Here is a 24,037-nt window from a genome sequence, read left to right on the forward strand (position 1 = left end):
TTTAGGAGGCCGTTCCTGGAAAGATTCATCTATTGAAAAGGTATAGTCAGCAGAATAGGCAGGACAGACCCTTGGCAGAATTTACATGAAATTTCTTCTGGAGGGCAATTTCATTAGAATAATTTGAGATCCTTTTTGCTGCAGGGTTGCCTCCTTACAGCGAATGGCTGGCCTTTCTGCTAAAAGCCCCTGGTGCTCCTCCAATTTAGTTTATAAGAATTACGCTACTAACAAAAGTGCTTCAAAACGGCCAGAGGCCGTGGAATATTCGTCATGTGCGAGGACGCTCGCGCCAGCATTATTTCTAATTTCTAATTTAGCAAAGCCCCTAGTTCACTTTAACCTCCCTGAAATACTGTTTAAAAATGGCAACGGTTTTATTTAGCAGGTCTTGAGAAGGCGGTTCTACACCTTCCAGTTCGTATTTCATGCCCAGGGCTGCCCATTTGTGCATACCCATTTTATGGTATGGCTGAATTTCGATTTTCTGAATGGTGGAAAAATCTTTGAACCGCTGGCCCAGCTCGTGCAGGTACTCTTCCTGATCAGACCAGCCAGGCACCAGCACGTAGCGCAGCCACATGGGTTTGCCTGTAGACTCGCGGTAGTCGGCCACCTTCAGGGTGTTGTGGTTCGATTTGCCGGTGAGCTTGTGGTGCCAATCGTCGTTTATGTGTTTTACATCTAAAAGCAAGGTGTCGGTTTCGGCAAGCAGGTCTTTGGTTTGCTGGTCAATTAACCTGCCGTTAGAATCTAAGGCCGTGTTAATGCCTTCTTCGTGCAACCTGCTGAAGAGTGTTTTCAGGGCCTTGCGGTGCAGCAGCGGTTCTCCGCCCGAAACCGTTACGCCACCTTTCTTCCCGAAGTAAGGTTTCTGACTTACAGCCCGCTTCACTAGTTCTTCCACATCGAGCCAATAGCCACCTTCGAGCGCTATGGTATCGGGGTTGGCGCAGTACAGGCATTTAAACTGGCAACCCTGCGTAAATATCACCATCCGGATGCCGGGCCCATCGTGGGTGCCAAATGTCTCAATGGAATGCACATTCAGCCGGTCTGCTGACACTTCGTGGTGCCTTGTTTTTTCCTCCATCTGTGTCAGTGCCTCGTTCGTTTTCATAAATATAAACTTTACTGGTGAGAAATGGAAAAAGAGGGCAAAACCCTCTTCCTCCGGACAAATATACCTCAACTATGATATTACATTCTTTCATGGAAAGTCCTGGCGATCACTTCTAACTGATGATCTTTGGACAAGCGGGTAAAGTTTACCGCATACCCGGAGACCCGTATGGTCAGCTGCGGATAATTCTCCGGGTGGTTAAAGGCATCCAGCAGTGTTTCGCGGTTCAGCACGTTCACATTCAGGTGGTGTGCTTTCTTAAAGAAATAGCCATCCAGCAGCGTTACCAGGTTTTCTATCTGTTCCTCGCGGGTACCAGCCAACGATTTAGGTACAATAGAGAAGGTGTTAGAAATGCCATCCTGGGCATAGCGGTAGTCTAACTTTGCCACTGAGTTCAGCGAGGCAACAGCTCCGTGCGTGTCGCGGCCATGCATGGGGTTTGCACCCGGAGCAAAGGCTTCGCCGGCTTTGCGGCCATCGGGGGTGGTGCCTGTTTTTTTGCCATACATTACGTTAGATGTAATGGTGAGCAACGACATGGTAGGCACTGCATTTTTGTAGCATTTATGGCTGGCCAGCTCCGAGAAGAAAAAGGCGCTTACCTCTTGTGCTATGGCATCCACACGATTGTCGTCGTTACCGAATTTAGGGTAATCTCCTTCAGTTTTAAAGTCAACAGTCAGGCCATCTTCGTTGCGAATTGCTTTTACTTTAGCGTATTTAATGGCAGAAAGCGAGTCGGCTATAATGGAGATACCGGCCGCACCGTAGGCCATGTCTATGCCCGGGTCAGTATCCAGGAAAGCGAACTGAGCTTTCTCATAGTAATACTTATCGTGCATGTAGTGGATGATGTTCATGGTTTTGGCATACACGCGGGCCACTTCTTTCATGGTCAGCTTAAAGTTTGCCATCACCTCTTCGTAGTTCAACTCATCGCGCTCCAGGGCCGGAATACCTTTTAGAATCTGGGCACCGGAGTTTTCTTCGCGACCAGCGTTCAGGGCCATTAACAGCGTTTTTGGCAGGTTGGTGCGGGCACCGAAGAACTGTATGCGTTTGCCTATTTCCTGGTACGATACGCAACAGGCAATGCCATAATCGTCAGAGCCGCGTACACTGCGCATCAGGTCGTCGTTTTCGTACTGGATAGACGAGGTATCGATAGAAACCTGGGCACAGAAGTTTTTAAAGCCTTCGGGCAGGTCGTTAGACCAGAGCACGGTTAAGTTTGGCTCAGGAGAAGGACCGATGTTGTACAGGGTCTGCAGGAAGCGGAAAGAAGTTTTAGTTACTTTGGTTCTGCCATCTTCAAACTGACCACCAATTGCTTCGGTAACCCAGGTAGGGTCGCCGCCAAAAATCTCGTCGTAAGCACCGGGGCGCAGGTGGCGAACCACACGCAGTTTCATTACAAACTGGTCTATCAGTTCCTGTGCTTCTTCTTCGTTAATAAGTCCTGCTTCCAGATCCTTCTCAAAATAGATATCCAGGAAAGTAGACACGTTACCCAGCGACATGGCAGCACCATCTTGTTCTTTAACGGCAGCCAGGTAAGCCATGTATACCCACTGCACCGCCTCGCGGGCGTTTTCGGCTGGCCGGCTCAGGTCAAGGCCATACAGGTTGCCGAGTTTTTTCAGGTCATGCAGGGCTACTATCTGGTCGTAAACTTCTTCGCGCAAACGGATCTTGTGTTCGTCCATCTCGCCGTCTATGGCCAGTTTGTCAGCTTCTTTTGCTGCTATCAATTTGTTTACACCATACAGGGCCAGTCGGCGGTAATCGCCAATGATGCGGCCACGGGCGTAGTTGTCTGGTAAGCCGGTAAGGATGCCTTTAGAGCGGAATTCTTTGATTTCAGGATCGTAGGCTGAGAAAACAGCGCTGTTGTGGTCTTTGGTATATTTAAAAACATTTTTTACGTGCTCAGCTACTTCCTGGCCACGTTCGGCTACAGCGCCTTCTACTACCCTGATGCCACCGAAAGGTTTCATCGCACGCTTCAGCAGTTCATCTGTCTGCAGGCCTACAATTACCTCCAGCTCCTGTGCAATGTAGCCGGGGCCATGGCTGGTTATACTTGAAATTACTTCTGTATCAATCGCTCTGCAGCCGCCTCTCTCACGTTCCTCCTTCATCGCCTGCAGGCAAAGCTGCCAAAGCTCCTTGGTTCGTTCTGTAGCTCCTGCCAGGAAAGAAGCATCACCTTCGTAGGGCGTTACATTTTTTCTGACAAAATCCTTTACATCTATACGATCGTTCCAGTTGCCCTTCACGAAAGAAACGCGGTACTCTTCTGTTAAAGCGCTCATAACTATATTGTTTTTATTTTCTTTTAATGTTGTGGTGGTTAACGTAACCTGGTAATCTCCTGCAGGAACTAAACCGGCAGTACAGAGAGTCATATATTTTTACAGATAAACCTGGAACTGCACTATCCATTCGCCAGCTCTGTTAAACACTTTGTTGTTGTAGTACAAAGGCCTGCTGGAGTGCTGCACTGTAATTTTAGCATGATGCGCGTCCAGGAAAAAGTTTGCACCCAGGTCGTAATAGTGGCCGACCTCATCCAGAGCCTCCAGGTCTTTCAGCGTATAGGCTGCTACTGGCTGCACCCTTACTTTGCTGCAAAACTCTTTGGGGAGCAGCAAGCCTGCCTGTGTGTACCATACCTTGCCTGTTCCGAGCGAGAAGCGCGCATTGCCGGCTCCTTCCTGTGCCCTTAATCCTTCAAAAGCAGGGTTCGGAACGCCTGTGTTCATAATGCCAGTGGTGCGCAAATAGTTCGGACCGAAATCGTAGTTATAGGCTACACTGTAAGCTGTTACTGCCATGTTCTTCGATTTGGGCCCTATGGGCAGGTCAGCAAAAACATCCATCGAATAAATGTTGATGTCATGTTTCTGTAGCACACCCGCTGTATTGAGGCTCCTGGTGCCATCCTGGTTACTGAAAAAGCCTGCCCCAATATTGAGCACCTTTTTGCTGCCTAAGTAAGAGCCCACCCGGAAGGGCAGCACATTGGCTTCCTGGTCAAATAGCTGGAAGTCGGCATAACCGCCGAAAGATGCTTTTGGGTTTCCATTGTTGTCTACGGCAGGCCCATCGGCTACGGGCTGTATATTGGTGGCAAATGGCTTGTTGATATGCCCCTGGTAATGCAGCCTGCCCAGCGCTCCTTTGGCATACATACCATACTGCCTGATAAACTGATCCGACATTTCGAGGGTAGGCCAGTTGAAAATCGGGGCGTCCAACATCAAAAAGTTGAGCGTGCTGGCAGATGTTATCCGGGATACGCCCAGCCAGTAATGTAATCCTGCCCCGGCATACAGTGTGTACTTGTTGGCTTCTCCGGTATGCGGGTTTTTGGCAGGAATAATCGCGTATTCGTTCCACACATCATGGAAAAATATCTGTGGCTTTTTACCTGCTCCAAATGCGCCAGTGCCTCCTGTTCCGTTAGCTCCGCCATTTATAAATGTCTGGTTGTTGATGCCCAGATGCGTAAAAATCAGGTACCGGGGCGAAAGCTGGGCGTAAGCAATAGTACGTATCCTGCGCGCTCCCATATCAAAAGAGCGGTCTGCTGGCTCGTCGCCGATCAGGGTGCCGGGGTTGTTCTGGGTGCTTCTTGCCCAAATCTGGCTCCAGAAAATAAACCGAACATACTTGTCACCTTCCTCATCCAGGTTAAACTTGAGCCCTGAGCCGTAGTCTGCCGACCCCTGGGCAAATGCCATGGTTGCGGTAAACATGGTGAGCAGCACAATAGCCCAACGTTTGAGGAGTTTCATAGGAGTTTTTGTTTCTGTGCGCTTAATTACTTGGCGTTTTAGTAGCAGAACAGGATTGAGTTTAAGTATCAGGTGAGTATTTAATATTTTAATCGCTCATTCTCTCAATCACTCATTCTAATCTAGCATACCAGCTCCAGTTTTGGTTTTAGCAGGCTTGCTTCTTTGGCTTTCTGTGCTTTCAGTTTTGTGATTTCATTTCGGATAAGGAAAGAAACCACGAGTGCTACTACCAACAGTCCGGCAAAGAAGTAGAGCGTAAAATTGTAGTTGCTCGACACGGTGCGGGTCCAGGCGGCAAACAGCGGGCCGGCAACACCGGCAGCAGCCCAGGCTGTGAGAATATACCCATGGATGGCACCCAACTGCTTAGTGCCGAACATATCGCCGATGTAGGCCGGTATGGTGGCAAACCCACCGCCGTAGCACGAAATAATAAGGAACACGACGGCCTGGAACAGCAGGGCATTGGTGATGCCCGGTAGAATAAAGTAGGCCACTATCTGAATGCTGAAGAAAATAGTGAACATGTTCGGCCTGCCAATGTAATCGGAGAAAGTAGCCCAGCCGATGCGGCCACCTCCGTTAAACAGCCCCATTATGCCCACCATGGTTGCTGCTGCTATAACAGATAAGCCTGCATATTCCTGTGCCATAGGCGAGGCAACTGAAATAATGGCGATACCACATGTAATGTTAATAAACAGCATCACCCACAGGTACCAGAAACGTTTGGTCTTCACGGCCTCGTTGGCAGTAAGCTGCGACAGATCTTCGGCTACTTTTTTGGTGCCACCTGCCAGGTTCGCCTCGAAGCCAGCCGGTACCCAGCCTTTTGGAGGGGCAGAGAGGTAGCGGGAAGAACCGAAAATGACCAGGAAGAAGACAGAACCCATAATAAAGAAGGTGTTGGCGATGCCTACTGCCGAGAGCAGGTACACAATTAACGGGCTACTGATGAGCGCTGCAAAACCGAAACCCATAATGGCCAGCCCGGTTGCCAGACCCCGCCTGTCAGGGAACCACTTCACCAGCGACGAAACCGGTGTAATGTAGCCTACACCGAGGCCAATACCGCCAAACACGCCATAAAATAAATACAAAAGGTAAATAGACTCCAGTTTAATGGCCAAACCTGAGCCGGCAATACCAACTCCAAAGAAAATGGCCGCCAGTAAACCTGATTTCTTAGGTCCGTGTTTCTCGAGGTAATGACCCAGAAAAGCAGCTGACAAACCCAGGAAAAAGATGGCAATGCTAAAGGTGAACTGCGTTTCTTTGAGGCCCCAGCCAAATTTCTCAATCAGAGGCTTTGTGTACACACTCCAGGCATAAACCGACCCTATCGAAATATGAATTCCTACAGCAGAGGCAGCTATGAGCCACCGGTTTTTCACTTTTGTCATAACGTGCTATGTTTAATGTTTTATCCTACTGGTTGTAAAGCGGTGTTACTTCTAAAAAGTCTAAACTTTCATGCTTTAACCTTTCCCACTTTCCCGGCAGGCTACGACACTATCTCTAAAAGCACGAAGGCAACAAGTGTGGCATTTTTTCGACTCGTTTGTTTGCCGCCACACGGCTGTCTCTCAGTCAGGTAACGATACAAAGGAACACACCGAACGTCACAGAAAATATGATGGTGATCATGCCAGAATCCTGACTATATCATTTTTTGAAGGTACTTGTAAGAGCAAAAAAGACTGCTTGGTATGAGATTTTTTGGAGAGATATAAAAGCCTGAGATAAAAACGCCGGGTAAGGCTTTGGAAGGGCAATTTCATTTGAATAATTTACCTTTCATGATCAGTATTGTGCAGTAGTTGGCTGTTTTGTTATCTACTTCCACTGCCTGATTTGTTGTCGTTGCAGAAGGGCTTTTTGTGGGTAAGGGCTATTCAATCACCCTCTCAATCACTTATCCGGGATTCCGCCTGATTATTCTAATGAAAAGGGGTTCCCAAAGCTTTTTGCTCATTTTCTGGCTAAGGGTAGGTCAGGATCTTAGGAGGTGGTGCAAAATAAGAGCACCTCTGTAAATTCTTCAGCCAGTTCATGGCCACAGAGTTTACAAAGGTGCTGTAAGAGGGTTCGTTAAAGATTACAACTCGTCAGAGGAGTACCATTCTGCAAAGGAATTCTGTGTTTCCCAGAGCTTCAGGCTGTGCAGTTCTACATATACGGGCAGCTGGTTGCGGAGCTTTGCTTTAAAGTCGATTAAAATGCGCTCGCAGGTTGGCTGGTACGGCGTGAGCACCAGCTTATGATGCAGCTTCTGCAGCGTTTGCACCAGCTCCTTTGGGCTATCTTCCCGCAGCAGCAGGGCATGGTCTACAGGCTGCAGCAAGCTCTCGTGCACAATCTTCTTCAGGTCATCAAAATCCATCACCATACCATATTTGGCATGTTGCTTATCGGTAATGGGCGTACCCATAATGGTTACTTCCAGTTTATAGGAATGGCCATGAATGTTGCGGCAGGCACCGTCGTAGTTTTGCAGCACATGGGCCGCCTCAAACGTAAAAAGTCGGGTTAGTCTGATTTTGCTTCTGGTTAGGCTCATGTGTTTAAACAGCTTGTGTTTTTTCTAGTCGTGCCAGTAACAGCTGGTTTTCTGCTTCGAGTAGCTCATCGAGCATAATAACGCGCCGCTCCAGTTCTTCCTGAAACAGGTCCGGTAGTTTTTGCTTGTAGTACTGGATGCCCTGCTGCAAATTATCCCAGAAGTTCTGCAGGTATTTGTATTGCTTATCGGTCAGGTTTTCCAACTGTTCCGCTTTTTTGTTTTTCCAGTACTCCACATACATTTTCAGTTCGTTTATAAACATATGGGGGCGGTAATTTTTGTTCAGCACATTAAAGCGGCCGTAAATATGGTCTACCATTTCCTGCAGTTTAAACACGCCCGAAAAGTAAGCCAGGTTTGGCCCCGGGCATATGGTAACAGCCTTCACCGCTGCTTTTTTGCTGCTTGTAAACACTTGCGTTCCGGAGTTGGCAAGGCCATCGCAAAGGCACTCTTTTGCCAGTACTTTCAGCTCTTCTGCCAGGTAAACTTCAGGTGCCAGGTTCAGGGAACTCAGTTGCTCCAGCTTGCGGCGCTGGTACTTGCGCGATGCCGTACAAATTGGTTCGTCTGTAAACTCGGTGTTCGAAACAAGGTGCTTTTTAATGCAAGGGCTGCCCGGTTTGCCACGGTCTATGCGGAAACTTTTGAGCTGCTCGCTGGAGGTGCCGCGCAAGGCATTGAACGGAACGCCAAGCGGTGAAATTGGGCTCAGGTACAGGTCTTCTTCTCTGGCTTTTACCAGTTGCTGCAGCGTTTCCTCATCTACGGTAGTGGCTTCTGGTACGAGCAAAAAGGGCGTGCCCCAGCCGGTGCCATCCATGCCGTAGTGCTCCAGCAAAAAGTTGTGCTCCTGCGCTGTGCCAATACCACCTTGCACCGTTATTTTCTGGGCCGGAATTTCGATGGGCACATGCAGACCTTTGCTGGCAAGCGCAGAGCTGAACAGGCTGTACAGCTCCATGCGCAATGCTTCTCTGTTTTCTTTAAACTCCTCGAGTATCGGCCCGATCAGGTAGCCATCGGTGGCGAAAGCGTGTCCGCCGCAGTTCAGGCCCGACTCAATTCTGAACTCAGATACCCACAGCCCTTTTTTAGCCAGTATTTTACCCTGCACCATGGCCGAGCGGTAATCGCTCACTTTTATCACTATTTTCTTCTGAAACACACCTGCAGCATTAGGAAGGAAACACGGGAACTGATCCATATAGGCGAACAGGCGCATGTTCATGCCAGCCGAGAAAACGACAGACGAGGAAACGGTACTGTTGGCAAAACCGCGTAGGGCCGCCAGTGCATCGCAATACTCCTGTGGCAGCGGCTCTCCATCCTTGCTGAAATTGGCGCGGTCGAGTTTGGTCATAATGTTAACATCAATGCTGCCCGGAACCACTGCGTTTCGCAACTCTTCCTGCAGCATTTGCTTCAGCCACGGAAATTCGGTTCCTTCCATCTGCTGGTACAGTGCCTTCAGCGGCGACTGGTCCGGTAGCAGGGCAAAATATTTGGTTAAATCGCTTTCGGGTATAAACGCCTCCTGGCGCAGCTTCTCCAGCTGCATGCTCACCACCTTATCCACCATATCCAGGCAAGCCGTAATGCGGCGGGCTCTGTAGTCTTCTTCTTTATCTGTGATGGGTGTAAACGGAAGTGTATACTGCTGACTGTAGTAGGAGCGCATCTGTTCGAGCAGCGCATCGTCGGCCAGCGAGAGCACTGACGAAATGCCGAAGCGGGCTACTTTAAGAGGAGAATCTACTGAAAAGGCCAGGCCCATAACAGGAATATGGAAAGCGTGCGGTGAGGTCTGTAACATGTGTGCGTGCGTTTTACTATGTTGTTGAGAATTAATTATTTAAAGGCGTTTCGTGACTTAAGGTGTGGCTGCCCTGGCAGCTACAGATGCTAATAGGCGCAAAACAAGTCTTTTAACAGTTGCAAGGTAGGGCAGATAGTGCGCGGCCGGAATGAGTACCATCACCTCGGAAAATGACATCGGTCATATTTCCTGCTGAAGGAGTATGGCGTTCAATTTAGTGGGCTAAAGAGCAGCTAAGTGGTTGATCCAGGTCATTTTATAAAAGTGTGGTTGAGGCTAAACTTGTACTTAAAAAATTCAAAAGGAAGTTCCGCTACTATTTTGTACCTGACAAACCTGTTCCACCTATACTTAAAATGCCATGAAACCGATAGCCACACTTCTGCTTTTAAGCCTGTTCACTTTTTCGTGCACACACAGGCCGGAGCCTGAACTGCACCGCGAGGTAGTGTATACCGTTAAAACAGATCTTACCCTGAACCTGGGCGAGCGCTGGGAAGCCGACAAGGCCACGAACCAGAATATGTATATGATGCAGCGCCTCATGCACCTGCACCTGTTGCAACCTGATGTAAACACCCCGGAAGCTAACCAGGTGCTGAGCAAAACCCTGCAGGGCGAACTTAAAAATGTTTTCGCCACCTGCACCATGCACGGACCCGCGCACGACATGCTGCACGCGTACCTCACACCGATTGTAGAAGATGTTCGGCTTTTGGAGGCTAAAGAATTGAAAGGAGCCCTGGCAGCCCGTGACCGGATTTCAACCCAGCTGAAAGCATATAATCAATATTTTAAATAATGTATAAATTAAAAACCCTTGGCAGCAGCACAAAGCAGTGGCACAGTACCCTGGTGCGAACGCGCATTGCTCTGGGGTATTTTGTGCTGGTGGGAGCGTTAGGTTTGCTGCTGCGGTGGCAGGTGGTAGGGCCAATTGAAGGACTCAACTATAAGAATTTTTTACATGCCCACTCGCATGTGGCGCTGCTCGGCTGGCTCTACTGCGCTTTGTTTGCCGCCTTGCTGTATGTCTTTCCGCCAGCCTCCGAAGCAAAATCAAAATCCTTTAAACGGCAGTTCCTGATCACGCAGGTTGCCGTAAACGGTATGCTTTTCAGTTTCCCGGTGCAGGGATACGCGCTTTTCTCCATCATCTTCTCCACATTGCATATTTTACTGAGCTACTGGTTTGCCTGGAGCTTCTGGAGACATGTAAAAGAAGACCAGTACCTATGGCAGAAACATGGCATCTCGTTAAATTTTATCGGGTTAAGCCTGCTGTTCATGGTGCTGTCGAGCATTGGGCCATGGGCTATGGGACCGATTATGGCAACAGGTGGGGCAGGAGGAAAGCTTTACTATTCAGCCATTTATTTTTACCTGCATTTCCAGTACAACGGCTGGTTTGCCTTTGCCGTACTCGGGCTGTTCTTCTGGCTTCTCGACCATAAAGGAATTGGGTACCAAAAAGTGCTGGCTATGCGGGTGCTTTGGCTCTTAGGAGTAGCCTGTGTACCAGCTGTTATTCTATCTTTTCTGTGGATAAAACCGGCCGCTGTTTGGTACTGGGTAAGCGGGGCAGGAGCTGTGCTGCAGGTGGTGGCGCTGGTTTATTTCCTGAAGCTGTTATGGCAGATTAGAGCCGAGCTTATGCAGCGGTTTGCCAATTGGGTACAAGGTTTGTTTGGGATGGCGCTTTTCTGCCTGTCTGTAAAATTGATGATGCAGTTGGTTTCGGCTTTTCCGGCTATGGCTGATCTGGCTTACCAGATCCGGTATTTCATTATCGGGTACCTGCACCTGAGTTTGCTTGGCTTTGCATCTATGTTCCTGGTTGGTTTTTTCCTGGAGCAAAAGCTTTACCAGCTGAAATGGTTAGCCAAACTCGGCCTCGGCTTTTTAGTCCTGTTTTTTGTGGTCACAGAAGCGCTGTTGTTTCTGCAGGGCACGTTGCTCTGGTTGCAGTTACCTACGTTGCCAGACTTTAACCTGATCATGTTTGTGACGAGCATTGGTATGCCACTGGGCCTGCTGCTGTTCTTTTTCAGCCAGCCGGGTTTAAGTAAAACAGCCAGAAAACCAGCACTTTGATGTGCTCTTCCAAATTGAAAATTAGAAATGGGCCATGAGGAACAATTCTCCTGCATTCGACATTCCATAAACCTAATAAGGAAGAGCGCTCTGTTGTGCTGGGTAAAGGAGCAATTTTTCTAATAGAAATGGCCTTCAAAAGGATTTTGGTCCATATCCTGCCAAGGGTCTGCTGACAAATTCAAGTTGGATGCACTTCGTCCTGCTGCTGCTACAGAATAGCTCCTCTGTTGTTTTTGAAATAATTTATTTTCTGAGCGAACATCTCTGCCATACGCGCTGCCCGCCATTTTGCCTCTGCTGCCTTTTCTCCTGTAAAAAGCTCGTCTACAGTTTTATCGAAAATGCCCAGCCACCGCTCAAAATGTTCCTCTCCTACAGGAAGCGTAATATGTTTGGCACCCGGACTGCCCTGGTAAGTGCGCTCGTCCAGGAGCACGGTTTGCCAGAAGCGGTACATCGTTTCCAGGTGTTTTTCCCAGTTGCTACCTATCTTCTCTTCAAATACAGGCCCCAGCAACTCGTCCTGCCTCACGCGGGTATAAAAAGTATCGACCAGCTGTTTTATATCTGCCAGGCTCAGAATGTCTTTTCGTTTCTGGTTTTGCTCCTTCATTTCTGATTCCTTCACATTTATTTTACCTCAAAACACACCTCTTGCTATACCATGTTTCCAATTTTACGAATATTAACTAGAATACAGCGATGGTGCTAACATTAATTATTCTAATGAAAAGAGCCTTCAGAAGGCATTTCTCAAGAAAAGCGTCAAGGGTATAAGGAGGCTGCTACTCATTTACAAGCAGTAACCTTGTCTTTTACCCTTGACGCTTTTTAATTAAAAATCCTTCTAAAGGCTATTTCCATTAGAAAAATTTAACTACAACCCAGGCTATTGCCACAGTTCAGGCACTTGTAGCAGGTGCCGGAGCGGATGGTAATATGGCCGCAGACGTTACAGGCAGGGGCATCGCCCATCATACTGGCCAGTACCTGCTGCGTCTGCTCGAGTAAAACGGTTCGGCTCTGGCTTACCGCTTGGTGCACCTTCCCGTTTACTGCCGGAGCTTGGGCTATGGCTGTAGCTGGTGCAGCAGGTGCTTCCGGCTGGTTTTCAGGTTCCTCTCGCTGCACGTGCACCAGGTCGGTGCGGTTCAGGTATTCGTAGCCGAGCAGCTTGAACAGGTAGTCGAGCACCGAGGTGGCCGATTTTATGTTCGGGTGCTCCACGCGGCCCGCCGGCTCGAAACGTGTAAAGGTAAAGCGGTTCACAAACTCCTCGAGCGGCACCCCATACTGCAGCCCCAGCGAAACTGCAATAGCAAAGCAGTTCAGGATAGACCGGAACGAGGCACCTTCCTTGTACATGTCTATAAATACTTCTCCAACTGTTCCGTCGGGGTACTCGCCGGTTCTGATGTACACGGTGTGGCCGTCAATCTTTGCCTTCTGCGTAAATCCGTTTCGTTTGTCGGGGAGTTTGCGGCGCTCCACCATCCGCGACAGCTGCTGCCGAAACAGGTCGCTTGCCGATTCCGAGAGAATGGTTTTGGCCGCCTGCAGCACCTGTTCTGAGTTTAGCTTTATCTCTGCAGCTTCCGCCTTCTCTGCTATCTCAGCAGTGCGTTCCTCCTCATCCTCATCCTCGTCTTCTGACTGTGTGCTTTTGGAGCTAAGCGGCTGCGACAGCTTGCTGCCATCGCGGTAGAGGGAGCAGGCCTTTAACCCCAGTTCCCACGACAGCTCATAGCAATGTGCAATTTCCTCCACAGTTGCTTCGTTCGGCAGGTTTATGGTTTTAGAGATTGCCCCCGAAATATAAGGCTGCACTGCCGCCATCATATGTATATGCCCGGTAGCTTTTATAAACCGAACGCCTTTGTTTCCGCAGCGGTTGGCGCAGTCGAACACCGGGTAGTGCTGTGCCTGCAAGTGCGGAGCGCCTTCTACCGTCATGGTGCCGCAAACGTAGTCGTTGGCTTCTTCTATCTGCTTATTTGTGAAGCCCAGCGCCTGCAGCAGAATAAAATCGGGGCGCTGGTACTGTGAGGCTGTAAAACCGAGCCGTTGCAGGCAATCATCACCTAGGGTGTAGGCACTGAAGAGGCTGCGAAGGTCGTAGGCAGTGGGCAATGCAGCCTCAATCGCAGCTATTTCGGCAGGAAGAAATCCCAAAGCCTGTAAAGATGTCGGGTTAATGTGAGGGGCACCGGCAAAAGTGAGGTGGCCTTTGGCATAATGCACAATTGCCTGCACCTGCTCCTGTGTATAGCCCAGCTTTTGCAGTGCCACCGGAATAGACTGGTTTATGATTTTAAAGTAACCACCGCCGGAAAGCTTTTTGTACTTCACCAATGCATAATCCGGCTCCACGCCCGTAGTGTCGCAATCCATAAGCAACCCAATGGTGCCGGTTGGGGCAATAACAGTAGCCTGTGCATTACGGTAGCCATGCTTCTGGCCCTGCGCCAGCGCCTCGTCCCAGGCGTGTTGGGCCGCCTGCAGCAGGTAGTGGGGGCACAGCACCTGGTCCAGACCTTGCGGTTGTATGCTAAGCGCTTTGTATTTTTCCGGATGGTTGTAGGTGGCGTGCCGGTGGTTGCGGATCACGCGCAGCATGCTTTCCCGGTTAAGCTTGTATTTAGCAAAAGCACCTAGTGTGGCCGCCAGCTCCGCAGAGGTTTTGTAGGCAGTGCCTGTCATGAGCGAAGTGATGCCGGCAGCCATGGCACGGGCTTCTGGGCTGTCGTAAGGCAAGCCCTGTATCATGAGCAATGCTCCTAAGTTGGCATAACCCAGCCCGATGGTACGGTAGTCGTAGGAGCGTTGTGCCACTACCTCAGAAGGGAACTGTGCCATCAGCACCGATACTTCGAGTACAACAGTCCAGAGGCGACAGGCGTGTTCAAAGGCAGCTACGTTAAACTCCTGCGTTTCCTGGTTAAAGAACTTGAACAGGTTCAGGGAGGCGAGGTTGCAGGCGGTGTCGTCGAGGAACATGTATTCGGAGCAGGGGTTGGAGCCGCTGATCTTGCCTTCTGCCGGACAGGTGTGCCAGTCGTTAATGAGTGTGTCGAACTGCACGCCCGGGTCTGCACAAGCCCAGGCAGCCGCTGCTACCTGCTGCCACAGGTCTCTGGCTGCCACCGTTCTAACCACGCTGCCATCGGTGCGGGCGGTCAGGTTCCAGTTGCCGTTATTTTGCAGGGCTTCAAAAAAGGTGTTGGGTACCCGAACCGAGTTATTTGAGTTCTGGCCCGATACGGTTTGGTACGCTTCTCCTTCATAATCGGAGGCGTAACCTGCTGCAATAAGAGCGGCTACTTTCTTTTCTTCGTCTTTTTTCCAGTTAATAAAGGCTTCAATTTCGGGGTGGTCGAGGTCGAGGCTTACCATTTTGGCGGCGCGGCGCGTGGTACCCCCCGATTTTATAGCCCCGGCAGCACGATCGCTTACTTTCAGGAAAGACATAAGGCCGGAGGAGGTGCCGCCACCGGTAAGCGGTTCGTTTTTGCCCCGTACGCTGGAGAAGTTGGTGCCAACGCCGGAGCCGTATTTAAAAATGCGGGCCTCCTGTACCAGCAGATCCATAATGCCTCCTTTGCCTGCCAGGTCGTCTTTAACAGAGAGTATAAAGCAAGCGTGTGGCTGTGGCCGCTCAAACGCCGACTCCGAGGCTTTCAGCTCTTCCGTGTCAGGGTCTACATAAAAGTGGCCTTGCGCTTGGCCCTTAATGCCATACGATTCGTGCAAGCCGGTGTTAAACCATTGGGGCGAATTTGGAGCCGCGTACTGGCCCAGCAGCATATACACCAGCTCATCGTAAAACACCTGGCCGTTCTCCTCCAAGGTAAAGTAGCCGTGGCGGTTTCCCCATTGCTGCCAGCAGTTTACCATGCGGTGCACCACCTGTTTGACGGAGCTTTCGGAGCCGGTGCTGCCATCGGGCTGCGGTACGCCTGCTCGTCGGAGGTATTTCTGAGCCAGAATATCGGTGGCGATCTGCGACCAGTTGGCCGGAGCTTCTACGTCTGTTATCTCGGCTACTACATCGCCCTGCGGGTTTCGGATAGTGGACGAACGCAGTTCGTAGCTGAACATGTCGAAAGGGCTGGTGCCCTGGTTTGTGAAGAAACGGGGAATGGACAAGCCTTTGGCTTTGGGTTTATCTTTTTCCATAGGGGGGATGGATCTTTATGTTGAAGGAATGATTTTCTGGTGGTGTAGGAGGGACAAAGCTGCCGGAATTTCCTCAAACAAATAATGACAAAGATCACTTTAAAATAAAGACAACGGCATCTTTTATTAATGACTGGCCCCTTACCTTTACATTATCAAATCAACCATATCATCCTTAAAAAATAAGAAATGGAAACTACGCAAAACCAGGAAGTGCTGGACGTAACCGCAATAGAGCCACGCTTTAAACATCCTACTATTTTTCAGTGGTTCGATAAGCTGCAGGGCGGCGAAGGCTTTATCATTCATAACGACCACGACCCGAAACCTCTGTACTACCAGCTGCTGGGTGAGCGCGGCAACATTTTTAAATGGGAATACCTGGAGCAGGGGCCGGAGGTATGGGAAGTTCGGATAACCAAAAATACGGCGGTAGAAGGTGAGACAGTAGGAGAACTGGTTGCCAAAGATTACCGCAAGGCGCAGGTCTTTAAAAAATTCGGCATCGACTTCTGCTGCGGCGGTAAAAAATCGGTGGCGCAGGTGTGCCAGGAAAAAGGTATCAGCCAGGAAGAACTGGAGAAAGAGCTGCTGGAAACCGATGAGAAAGACACCAAGCGCCAGGCAGAATACGAGAACTGGTCGCCTTCTTTCCTGGCTGATTACATCGTGAACATGCACCATACCTATGTGCGCGAAGCCATACCAGCGCTATACGAATACACGACCAAAATTGCACGCGTACATGGCGAGCGGCATCCGGAGCTGGTCGAGATTGTAAAGCACTTTACTAATGTGGCCAACGAGTTGGATTCGCATATGCCGAAAGAGGAGCGCGTACTGTTCCCGTACATTAAGCAACTGGATGAGGCGAAGCAAAATGGTACCAAAATAGCACCAGCCGCATTCGGTTCTATCCGGAACCCGATAAACATGATGGAGATGGAACACGAAAATGCTGGTGGTGAGCTGGAGAAAATTAGGGAGCTGAGCAACAACTTTACCTTGCCAGCCGATGCCTGTGCTACCTATACCGTTGCTTTTAAAAAGCTGCAGGAATTCGAAGATGATCTCTTCCGCCACATTCACCTAGAAAACAACGTGCTGTTCCCGAAAGCCCTGGAGCTGGAGAAAGAAGTGCTATCTTGAAATTTTGAATGAGTGAATGAGTGAATTTTGAATGAGTGGATGAGCGAATAAATTCAGAATTAAGACTGAGTGGGTAAATGGGGAATTAATATTTGCTCATATGTTCAGTCAATCAGTCAAAATTTACTCTCTAAATTATTCATTCAAAATCATCCATTCACTCAATCACTCATCCACTCATTCAAAATTTCAATTCGTCCCCTGTAAATGATGTAAAGCAGTTTTTGCAATGACATTCCTTCTCTGAACTCTGCGAGCTTATCCGGATACTTGTAACTAAGAATAATTAAAATTTACTGCCATGAAAAATACAGTGAACCCTCAGAAACGCGATAAAAATTTAGTGCCTATTTCCCGTGAGCACCATTTCGGACTGCTTTTTTGCTGGAAGCTGAGGCAGGGACTTAGAAACGGAACAGACCTGGAGGTAATGCGGGCTTATGTGCGCTTTTTCTGGGACAACATTCTGAAAGCTCATTGCGAGGAAGAAGAATGGCTGCTGAAAAGACTCTTGCCCAAAAACGATATTGCCAGAGTCCGGTTACAAGAGGAACACAGGTTACTGCAGGTGCTCGTGGAACTGGTGGCCGAAGGCAGCCCCATGAACAAAGATCTTTTTAAAGTTCTGGAGCAGGATCTGGTAGACCATATCCGGTGGGAGGAGCGGGAGCTGTTCCCATACCTGCAGGCGGTGGTGCATTCTGATGAACTGGAGCTTGCCAGCAAGCTGCTGGAGCACAAGCAGGGCCCTCGCATCGATAACTTTAAGCCCGAATTCTGGGCAACCAAATAACTAAACAGCACGCCATGCAGATCGCAGCCACCACCCGGATTTCCACCCTGATTAAGGAAAACCCGGCTGCCATAGATGCCATTGCCTCTATCAGCAGTCACTTCGAGAAACTGCGTAATCCGTTTCTGCGGAAAGTGCTGGCCTCGCGCGTAACCATTGCCGATGCTGCCCGCATAGGTGGTTGCCGGGTGGAGCAGTTTTATGAGAAACTGGTTCCGCTGGGGTTTACCGTAGGGTCGGCAACAGCACCTGCTTTTGCCAAACCCAAGCCAGTGGCAACAGCACCTGAACCTGTTGAACTGCCGGAAAATGGCCTGGTGGAGCTGGATGTGCGCGTAGACATTGCCGCTGGCAACGATCCTTTCCGGAAGATAATGAAGGCCGTGGAGGAACTGGAAGAGGAACACACGCTGGTACTCATCAATACGTTTGAACCAACGCCGCTGCTGACCATCCTGCAGAAGCGCGGGTTCAACTACCATGTGGTGGAGAAAGAAGAAAAACTGGTGTACACGTATTTCTGGCACAAAACAGCCCTTGCTGCTGCACCAGAAACGTCAGCTCCCCTAAATACTTCCTTCGATATAATTCAAACCAGTTTTGCCGATAACATCCGGCAAGTTGATGTGCGCCACCTCGAGATGCCTCAACCAATGGTGACCATTCTGAGCGAACTGGCCACTCTGCCAGCCGGCACAGCCTTGCATGTAAAGCACCGGCGGGTGCCACAGTATTTGTTGCCACAGCTACAGGAGCGCGGTTTTCTGATCGCTATTAAAGAAGTAAGCCCCTCCGAAACCGATTTACTTATTTACAGATAAGCCATGAGCACAGCCACTACGTCTAACTCACCGGGTAAATGGGTCGTGTTACCGCATTTTGCCTTTGCTGCCCTTGCTTTTGTGGCGCTCAGTGTGCTGCTGATTTTCTCTACCGATGCCTTTGGCGGCCATTACTTTCATCCGAAGCTGCTTACCCTGACGCACATAGCCGTGCTGGGCTGGGCCACCATGCTTATTTTCGGGGCTCTTTACCAACTGCTGCCAGTTGTGCTGGAGTGCAAACTGTATAGTGAGCGTCTGGCCATAGCCAGTTTCGTGCTGCTGGCTGTTGGCACGGTGCTGCTGAGTTATGCGTTCTGGTATTTTGAAGTGGGTTGGGTTATGCACCTGGCTGGCTGTGCGCTTTTCCTGTCGTTTCTGCTGTTCTCCTTTAATGTAACCAAAACTGCCCGCCTGGCTCCTAAATGGACAATCGATGCCGATTTTATCGTCACATCTACTTACTGGCTGGTGGCAACCGGGGCAGTTGGCCTGCTCATGGCCCTTAACTTTACCATGGGTTTTCTGCCAGCCGACCATGTGCATTATTTAAAATTGCATGCCCATATCGGCATGGCCGGATGGTTTCTGTTGCTGATTATAGGTGTAGGTGCCAAGCTAATTCCGATGTTCCTGCTGGCGCACCCGGAGAGTTCTAAAAAACTGACGTGGGCTTACTACCTGATTAATGCAGGGCTGGTATGCTTTGTTTTTGATCATCTGTTTTTCCAGACAGGCTTTGTGTGGCTCTACGCAGGCATGGTGGTGGCAGGTGTGGGTTTGTTCATGCTCTTCATTTATACAGCTTATAAAAGCAGGCAGCGGCAAGATCTTGACCTGGGCATGCAGCAAACATTTGTGGCGCTGGCCTTGGTGCTACTGCCCCTGGTGTTGCTGTTTGTAGTGAGCACAGAACTGCCATTGCCGCAGGAGCTTTTATCAGCCATTTACCTGGTATATGGCATCTCTGTTTTCCTGGGTTTTGTGTCGGCTCTTATACTGGGGCAAACGTTCAAAACGCTTCCTTTCATAGTCTGGATGCACGCGTATGAGCACCATGTGGGCCGCTACAAAACTCCCTTACCCAAAGATATGTACAGCCATGCCTGGCTTCGCTGGCAAAATATAAGTTATCTGCTTGGTTACGTGCTGCTGGTTGCAGGCGTGCTGTTGCGGGTACAGGATCTGATTTTAGCCGGAGCCATTGGGTTTACCATTACCTCGCTGTTTTATACAGCCAATGTGTACCTGCTGCTCTTACACAAAGTTAAACAACTAAAGCCATTCAGCTATGGAAACGCAAGCGCCTGACACTGGCGAGCAAGTATTCGAAACGTTGAAATACATCATCGACCCGGAAGTAGGCATTAACATTGTAGACTTGGGCCTGATCTACAAAGTGAGCCTGCAGGAAAAAGTGCTGACAGTAGAGCTGACTTTAACCACGCCAGGTTGCCCGATGGGCAGCACCATTATAACAGCTGTTGAGCAGATTTTAAGCAACCGGTTTCCTGAGCTACAAGTGCAGGTAGAGCTTGTTTGGTCGCCGCCCTGGTCTACCGATATGATTTCTGAAGAAGGCATGCGGGAACTTAATGGGGTATAAAATTTGGCAGGTGATTTGGTAACTATGCATTTTTCAGCGTAAAATATAAATCTTTGAAAAATTACCTGATCAAGCCTTTTTACAGATTCTGAATAATTGAATTATGTTATCTAAAACAGTTGAATATGCCTTGCGGGCTATCGTGTACATTGCCATCAACGATGCCAAGAAGAATAAAGTGGGAATAAAAGAGATAGCAGAAGTGCTGGAGTTGCCGATGCACTTTATGGGCAAAATTTTGCAGGACCTCGTTCGGAAAGGTATTATTGCTTCTGTTAAAGGTCCGAATGGTGGTTTTTTTCTGCACCGGTCTGCCAGCGATATCGCCATACTGGATGTGGTGCGTACCATTGATGGAATCGAGGCTTTTAAGAAGTGCGGTATGGGTATGAAACAATGCTCCGACAGCCACCCTTGCCCCCTGCACGATGAAATTAAAGCCTACCGCGACAAGCTGCTGCGGGTGTTCAACACCAAAACCATACAAGATCTGGTAGATGGCGTGAACACGGGTAAATATTTTATCACCAACCTGCAGCAGGAGGAGCCTGCTGGGACTTCGGCAAACTAAAAATTATTCTGGCGCTAGCTCCCTTGTTCGTGCCAGGTATTCTGCGGCTTATGGTTGCACAAGGGTTAAGGCACGAGGTCCATCATTCTAAATTCTGACAAATGATTTAAGTCTATAGCGACTTCAGGATTAGAATTATTCGAATGAAAACAGCCTCCAGAAGGAATTTTACAGGAATAGCTCCAAGGGTGTGCAGCAGCATTTTCATGTTACATGCTAACTACTTTTTCGAATTAAGAGTTTGGAGATTTTAGTATTACGTCATTCTCTCCGTCGCTCATACAAAACTTCAGTAGGTAAGTTCATAACTGCCTTTATCTGAGTCTAATATAGTTTCATATACAATACCTTTACTTTTTATGTCAAGTACGTTAACAACAGGGAACTTCGCTGCAAAGCTTAGGTCGATGAATCCGTACGCCCAGGCTTGGGAGGTAAACGCCATGGAAGAGGTCGTGGAAGAAATCAGGAGGCTGAAGCGTGAGAAAAATGTGATTATTCTGTCGCATTTTTACATGGCACCCGAGCTGCAGGTAAAAGCGCAGGATGGCGGCATAGCCGATTTTGTGGGCGACTCGCTGGGGCTGAGTCTAGCTGCTAAAACAGCAGATGCCGCGCACATTGTTTTCTGTGGTGTTAAGTTTATGGCCGAAACTGCCAAAATCCTGAATCCGGCAAAACAGGTATGGCTGCCAAGCTACGAGGCAGGCTGTTCGCTTGCCGAGAGCATTACAGGTGCCGATGTGCGCCAGCTGAAAGCGCGGTACCCTGGCGTGCCGGTAGTAGCCTACATCAACACCTACGCCGAAACAAAGGCCGAAGCCGACATCTGCTGCACCTCCCGCAACGCCATGGACATAGCCCGTTCTTTTGAAAGCGATCAGCTTATTTTCCTGCCGGATGTTTTTATGGGCCGGAACCTGCAGACGAGAATAAAAGCCGAAACTGGGAAAGAACTGATACTCTGGGATGGCAAGTGCGAAGTGCATGAGCAGTTTACGCCGCAGCGCATCAGCGGACTAAAACTGGTGCACCCCAAAGCGCAGGTACTGGTGCATTGGGAAGTGCCCGACGATGCAGTGGCAGAAGCCCTGACAGGTGTGGGAGGGGTAGTTGGAAGCACATCAGACATTATTCGGTTTGTGGGCGAGAGCAGCAACCGCGAGTTTATTCTGGGTTCTGAGTGCGACCTGGGTGCGACCCTGCGCGGCATGTACCCCGAAAAGAACTTTATAGTACCCTGCATTAAATGCCCGCACATGAAGCAAATTACCCTGCAACGTACGCTCCATACCTTGCGTGCCATCGGCACCGACGAGGAGCAAAACTACCGTGTAAGCATGGAGGAGGAGCTACGCCTGCGTGCCCTGAAACCTATTGAAAGAATGCTCGAATTTAGCTGATTATGAAATCGCTGTACTACGACTATGTGGTGCTGGGAAGCGGAATTGCCGGCCTCACTTTTGCCCTGAAAGTAGCTGAAGCGGGTACAGTGGCAGTGGTGTGCAAAAGCAGCATTGGCCATACGAATACCTCGTTTGCACAAGGTGGTATTGCGGCTGCCCTGCGCTTGCCAGACTCCGACTGCCAACACGTGCAAGATACCCTGGTGGCAGGTGCAGGACTTTGCAATGAAGAAGCTGTTCGGTTTATGGCAGCACAAGCTCCTGCGGCTATAGAGTGGCTGCAGCAAAAAGGTGTCTGCTTTGATAAAACGGCAGGTGGCGAAGAAGCCCTGGGGTTGGAAGGTGGCCACAGCCGACACCGCATCGTGCACGTAAAGGACCATACCGGCTTATCGGTGCAGGAAGCTTTGGTGCAGGAAGCCCGGCAGCACCCCGCTATTACCGTGCTGGAAAATTGCATGGCGGCAGAGTTACTGGTAAATACAGCCGGAGAAACCATTTGCCATGGTGTTTCGCTGATCCATTTAAAGGATGATACCACGCTGCACCTGGAAGCCAAAGCTGTGGTACTGGCGACAGGCGGATCGGGACAGGTGTTCCGACATACCACCAACCCTGCCATAGCTACCGGCGATGGCCTGGCCATGGCAGCACGGGCAGGAGCCGACATCGGGAACATGGAGTTTTTCCAGTTTCACCCGACAGCACTGTACGAACCTGCCCCACAACAAGAGACCTTCCTGATAAGCGAAGCCGTACGTGGTGCCGGAGCAGAGTTAGTGTTGCCATCCGGTGAGCGGTTTATGCACGAGTATCATCCGCTGGGCTCCCTTGCTCCCCGAGATATAGTAGCCAGAGCAGTACTTTCTGAGATGAAGCGCCTGGAGCACCCTTGCCTTTACCTGGACGCGCGCCACCTGCCGGCCAGGCTCCTGGAACGGCAGTTTCCTGTTATTTATGACCGCTGCAGAAAGGCAGGTTTTTTGCCTGAAACCGACCTGATTCCGGTTGTGCCGGCTGCACACTACCAATGCGGTGGCGTTCAAACTGATTTGCAGGGCAGCACCAGCCTGCGCGGCCTGTATGCCATAGGCGAAGTAGCATGCACGGGTGTGCATGGTGCCAACCGGCTGGCCAGTAATTCGTTGCTGGAAGGTGTGGTGTTTGCCATTAGTGCAGCAACTCACGCGGCCCAGGTTACCTCAGTACCTGTTACGAAACTGGTAGATAGAACCTTCGATCACATTCTTTTCAGCCTCACCGATACTACAGTGGTGGAGCCGCAGGTGCGGGCCTTGAAGCAGAAACTACAGGCGCTGATGTGGGAGCATGCCAGCATTATCCGGAACATGGAGAACCTGCGGCAAGCTAAAACCGAAGTAGCCTCACTTAAAAAGCAGCTTGACTGTGCCAGAGCAAAAGTAGGATTCAGTCCATCTATCCTGGAACTTTACAACCTGCTTTTGGTAGCACAACTCATTCTAAACGCCTGCCTTCTTCGCCCCGGAAGCATCGGCGGGCATTATGTCGTACATGAAACGGAAGCGGCACTTGCTGGCTAAAGGAGCAGGAAGTTTATTTGTATAGTACCCTTGAGCCGTTTTGGCTATTTTTGCTTTGGAAGGGCATTTTCATTTGAATAATTGGTGGGTGCACAAAAAAAAGAGCCTATAAAGTACTTCTGCGAAGCTAAGTTGGTAGGTGAAAAGAGCACATACGCATCAGTAAACAACACCCAGCATCAAATTTTGTTTTGTTTCCTACCTTCAGGAGAGGCAAGAACTCCAGCGTAACAAGAGTTAAAAATTGATGAGCGCAGTGGCTTTCGTGTTACTTTTGGTGACAGACACGAACTCCAACAGCCGAAGAATTGACTTGCCTATAGGGTAGCAAATTTGTCTAGGAATATTATGGTTTATATTTATATTTAGTGACAGCAACTGCAGACCAGTTCGTGAATATGTTGTTAAACTTCTAAAACACCTTCGTACATAGTGCAGATAACCGTAGGTTTGGGTTGTTATTACTGTTATTTGGTAGTTAAATCCGTCATTGGGATTATTTTCAGATTTTAAAATGGCGAAGCTTTCAGGCTATTAGGGCTGGA

Annotated in this window: 18 protein-coding genes; 10 read left to right on the top strand and 8 right to left on the bottom strand. The window is 49.5% G+C overall.

The features are described from left to right. Window positions 1–328: 328 nt before the first annotated feature. The 6 genes from pflA to FVR03_RS19505 form a co-directional block, all read right to left on the bottom strand. Window positions 329–1,120 carry a pyruvate formate-lyase-activating protein gene (pflA, locus tag FVR03_RS19480; protein ID WP_222707273.1) on the bottom strand — a complete coding sequence of 264 codons (792 nt, stop codon included), beginning with the start codon at window positions 1,118–1,120 and terminating at the stop codon, window positions 329–331. 80 nt (window positions 1,121–1,200) lie between these two features. Continuing rightward, complete coding sequence (pflB, locus tag FVR03_RS19485; RefSeq protein ID WP_147923447.1) at window positions 1,201–3,441, bottom strand: formate C-acetyltransferase; 2,241 nt, start codon at window positions 3,439–3,441, stop codon at window positions 1,201–1,203. Between the two features lie 99 nt (window positions 3,442–3,540). Beyond that, window positions 3,541–4,926: a porin gene (locus tag FVR03_RS19490; protein WP_147923448.1), complete on the bottom strand. Its 1,386-nt coding sequence runs from the start codon at window positions 4,924–4,926 to the stop codon at window positions 3,541–3,543. 122 nt (window positions 4,927–5,048) lie between these two features. After that, window positions 5,049–6,332, bottom strand: coding sequence for an L-lactate MFS transporter (locus FVR03_RS19495; RefSeq protein ID WP_147923449.1), 1,284 nt, complete (start codon window positions 6,330–6,332; stop codon window positions 5,049–5,051). A 695-nt stretch (window positions 6,333–7,027) separates the two neighbouring features. Continuing rightward, on the bottom strand, window positions 7,028–7,489 hold the full coding sequence (locus tag FVR03_RS19500) for a 6-pyruvoyl trahydropterin synthase family protein (protein ID WP_147923450.1): 462 nt from the start codon (window positions 7,487–7,489) through the stop codon (window positions 7,028–7,030). Window positions 7,490–7,493: 4 nt separating this feature from the next. Further along, window positions 7,494–9,308, bottom strand: a complete 1,815-nt coding sequence (locus FVR03_RS19505) for a nitronate monooxygenase family protein (protein ID WP_147923451.1) — start codon at window positions 9,306–9,308, stop codon at window positions 7,494–7,496. 364 nt (window positions 9,309–9,672) lie between these two features. On the opposite strand from FVR03_RS19505, the gene FVR03_RS19510 reads away from it, so the two are divergent. Next, window positions 9,673–10,113, top strand: a complete 441-nt coding sequence (locus tag FVR03_RS19510; protein ID WP_147923452.1) for a hypothetical protein — start codon at window positions 9,673–9,675, stop codon at window positions 10,111–10,113. Further along, window positions 10,113–11,405 carry a hypothetical protein gene (locus FVR03_RS19515; RefSeq protein ID WP_147923453.1) on the top strand — a complete coding sequence of 431 codons (1,293 nt, stop codon included), beginning with the start codon at window positions 10,113–10,115 and terminating at the stop codon, window positions 11,403–11,405. The genes FVR03_RS19510 and FVR03_RS19515 overlap by 1 nt, the downstream gene beginning before the upstream one ends. A 211-nt stretch (window positions 11,406–11,616) precedes the next feature. On the opposite strand, the gene FVR03_RS19520 is transcribed toward FVR03_RS19515, so the two are convergent. Beyond that, window positions 11,617–12,036, bottom strand: coding sequence for a group III truncated hemoglobin (locus FVR03_RS19520; RefSeq protein ID WP_369410469.1), 420 nt, complete (start codon window positions 12,034–12,036; stop codon window positions 11,617–11,619). Between the two features lie 245 nt (window positions 12,037–12,281). Next, window positions 12,282–15,584, bottom strand: coding sequence for a vitamin B12-dependent ribonucleotide reductase (locus FVR03_RS19525; RefSeq protein ID WP_147923454.1), 3,303 nt, complete (start codon window positions 15,582–15,584; stop codon window positions 12,282–12,284). A 189-nt stretch (window positions 15,585–15,773) separates the two neighbouring features. Here FVR03_RS19525 and ric point away from each other — a divergent pair, with 189 nt between their 5' ends. From ric to nadB, 8 genes are all read left to right on the top strand, one after another. After that, window positions 15,774–16,733, top strand: coding sequence for an iron-sulfur cluster repair di-iron protein (gene ric, locus FVR03_RS19530; protein ID WP_147923455.1), 960 nt, complete (start codon window positions 15,774–15,776; stop codon window positions 16,731–16,733). Window positions 16,734–17,034: 301 nt separating this feature from the next. Further along, entirely contained in the window at window positions 17,035–17,526 is a 492-nt protein-coding gene (locus FVR03_RS19535; RefSeq protein WP_147923456.1) for a hemerythrin domain-containing protein, read from the top strand. Between the two features lie 14 nt (window positions 17,527–17,540). Beyond that, complete coding sequence (locus FVR03_RS19540) at window positions 17,541–18,347, top strand: DUF2249 domain-containing protein (RefSeq protein WP_147923457.1); 807 nt, start codon at window positions 17,541–17,543, stop codon at window positions 18,345–18,347. A gap of 3 nt (window positions 18,348–18,350) precedes the next feature. Next, window positions 18,351–19,658, top strand: coding sequence for a hypothetical protein (locus FVR03_RS19545; RefSeq protein ID WP_147923458.1), 1,308 nt, complete (start codon window positions 18,351–18,353; stop codon window positions 19,656–19,658). Continuing rightward, window positions 19,639–19,953 carry a metal-sulfur cluster assembly factor gene (locus FVR03_RS19550; protein WP_147923459.1) on the top strand — a complete coding sequence of 105 codons (315 nt, stop codon included), beginning with the start codon at window positions 19,639–19,641 and terminating at the stop codon, window positions 19,951–19,953. Before FVR03_RS19545 ends, FVR03_RS19550 begins: the two co-directional genes overlap by 20 nt. Window positions 19,954–20,056: 103 nt before the next feature. After that, entirely contained in the window at window positions 20,057–20,524 is a 468-nt protein-coding gene (locus FVR03_RS19555) for an RrF2 family transcriptional regulator (RefSeq protein WP_147923460.1), read from the top strand. A 407-nt stretch (window positions 20,525–20,931) separates the two neighbouring features. Further along, complete coding sequence (gene nadA, locus FVR03_RS19560) at window positions 20,932–21,927, top strand: quinolinate synthase NadA (protein WP_255474307.1); 996 nt, start codon at window positions 20,932–20,934, stop codon at window positions 21,925–21,927. Window positions 21,928–21,929: 2 nt separating this feature from the next. Continuing rightward, window positions 21,930–23,492, top strand: coding sequence for an L-aspartate oxidase (gene nadB, locus FVR03_RS19565; RefSeq protein WP_147923462.1), 1,563 nt, complete (start codon window positions 21,930–21,932; stop codon window positions 23,490–23,492). Window positions 23,493–24,037: the final 545 nt, after the last annotated feature.

It is taken from the genome of Pontibacter qinzhouensis (assembly GCF_008017455.1).
Lineage (GTDB): Bacteria > Bacteroidota > Bacteroidia > Cytophagales > Hymenobacteraceae > Pontibacter > Pontibacter qinzhouensis.

Bases quoted from the DNA above. Each gene is read 5' to 3' on its own strand.
- FVR03_RS19555 (WP_147923460.1), top strand. From the start codon at position 20,057: ATGTTATCTAAAACAGTTGAATATGCCTTGCGGGCTATCGTGTACATT.
- FVR03_RS19525 (WP_147923454.1), bottom strand. From the start codon at position 15,584: ATGGAAAAAGATAAACCCAAAGCCAAAGGCTTGTCCATTCCCCGTTTC.
- FVR03_RS19540 (WP_147923457.1), top strand. From the start codon at position 17,541: ATGCAGATCGCAGCCACCACCCGGATTTCCACCCTGATTAAGGAAAAC.
- nadB (WP_147923462.1), top strand. From the start codon at position 21,930: ATGAAATCGCTGTACTACGACTATGTGGTGCTGGGAAGCGGAATTGCC.
- pflB (WP_147923447.1), bottom strand. From the start codon at position 3,441: ATGAGCGCTTTAACAGAAGAGTACCGCGTTTCTTTCGTGAAGGGCAAC.
- nadA (WP_255474307.1), top strand. From the start codon at position 20,932: ATGAATCCGTACGCCCAGGCTTGGGAGGTAAACGCCATGGAAGAGGTC.
- FVR03_RS19500 (WP_147923450.1), bottom strand. From the start codon at position 7,489: ATGAGCCTAACCAGAAGCAAAATCAGACTAACCCGACTTTTTACGTTT.
- FVR03_RS19510 (WP_147923452.1), top strand. From the start codon at position 9,673: ATGAAACCGATAGCCACACTTCTGCTTTTAAGCCTGTTCACTTTTTCG.
- pflA (WP_222707273.1), bottom strand. From the start codon at position 1,120: ATGAAAACGAACGAGGCACTGACACAGATGGAGGAAAAAACAAGGCAC.
- FVR03_RS19505 (WP_147923451.1), bottom strand. From the start codon at position 9,308: ATGTTACAGACCTCACCGCACGCTTTCCATATTCCTGTTATGGGCCTG.
- FVR03_RS19515 (WP_147923453.1), top strand. From the start codon at position 10,113: ATGTATAAATTAAAAACCCTTGGCAGCAGCACAAAGCAGTGGCACAGT.
- FVR03_RS19490 (WP_147923448.1), bottom strand. From the start codon at position 4,926: ATGAAACTCCTCAAACGTTGGGCTATTGTGCTGCTCACCATGTTTACC.
- FVR03_RS19545 (WP_147923458.1), top strand. From the start codon at position 18,351: ATGAGCACAGCCACTACGTCTAACTCACCGGGTAAATGGGTCGTGTTA.
- FVR03_RS19495 (WP_147923449.1), bottom strand. From the start codon at position 6,332: ATGACAAAAGTGAAAAACCGGTGGCTCATAGCTGCCTCTGCTGTAGGA.
- FVR03_RS19550 (WP_147923459.1), top strand. From the start codon at position 19,639: ATGGAAACGCAAGCGCCTGACACTGGCGAGCAAGTATTCGAAACGTTG.
- FVR03_RS19535 (WP_147923456.1), top strand. From the start codon at position 17,035: ATGAAAAATACAGTGAACCCTCAGAAACGCGATAAAAATTTAGTGCCT.
- ric (WP_147923455.1), top strand. From the start codon at position 15,774: ATGGAAACTACGCAAAACCAGGAAGTGCTGGACGTAACCGCAATAGAG.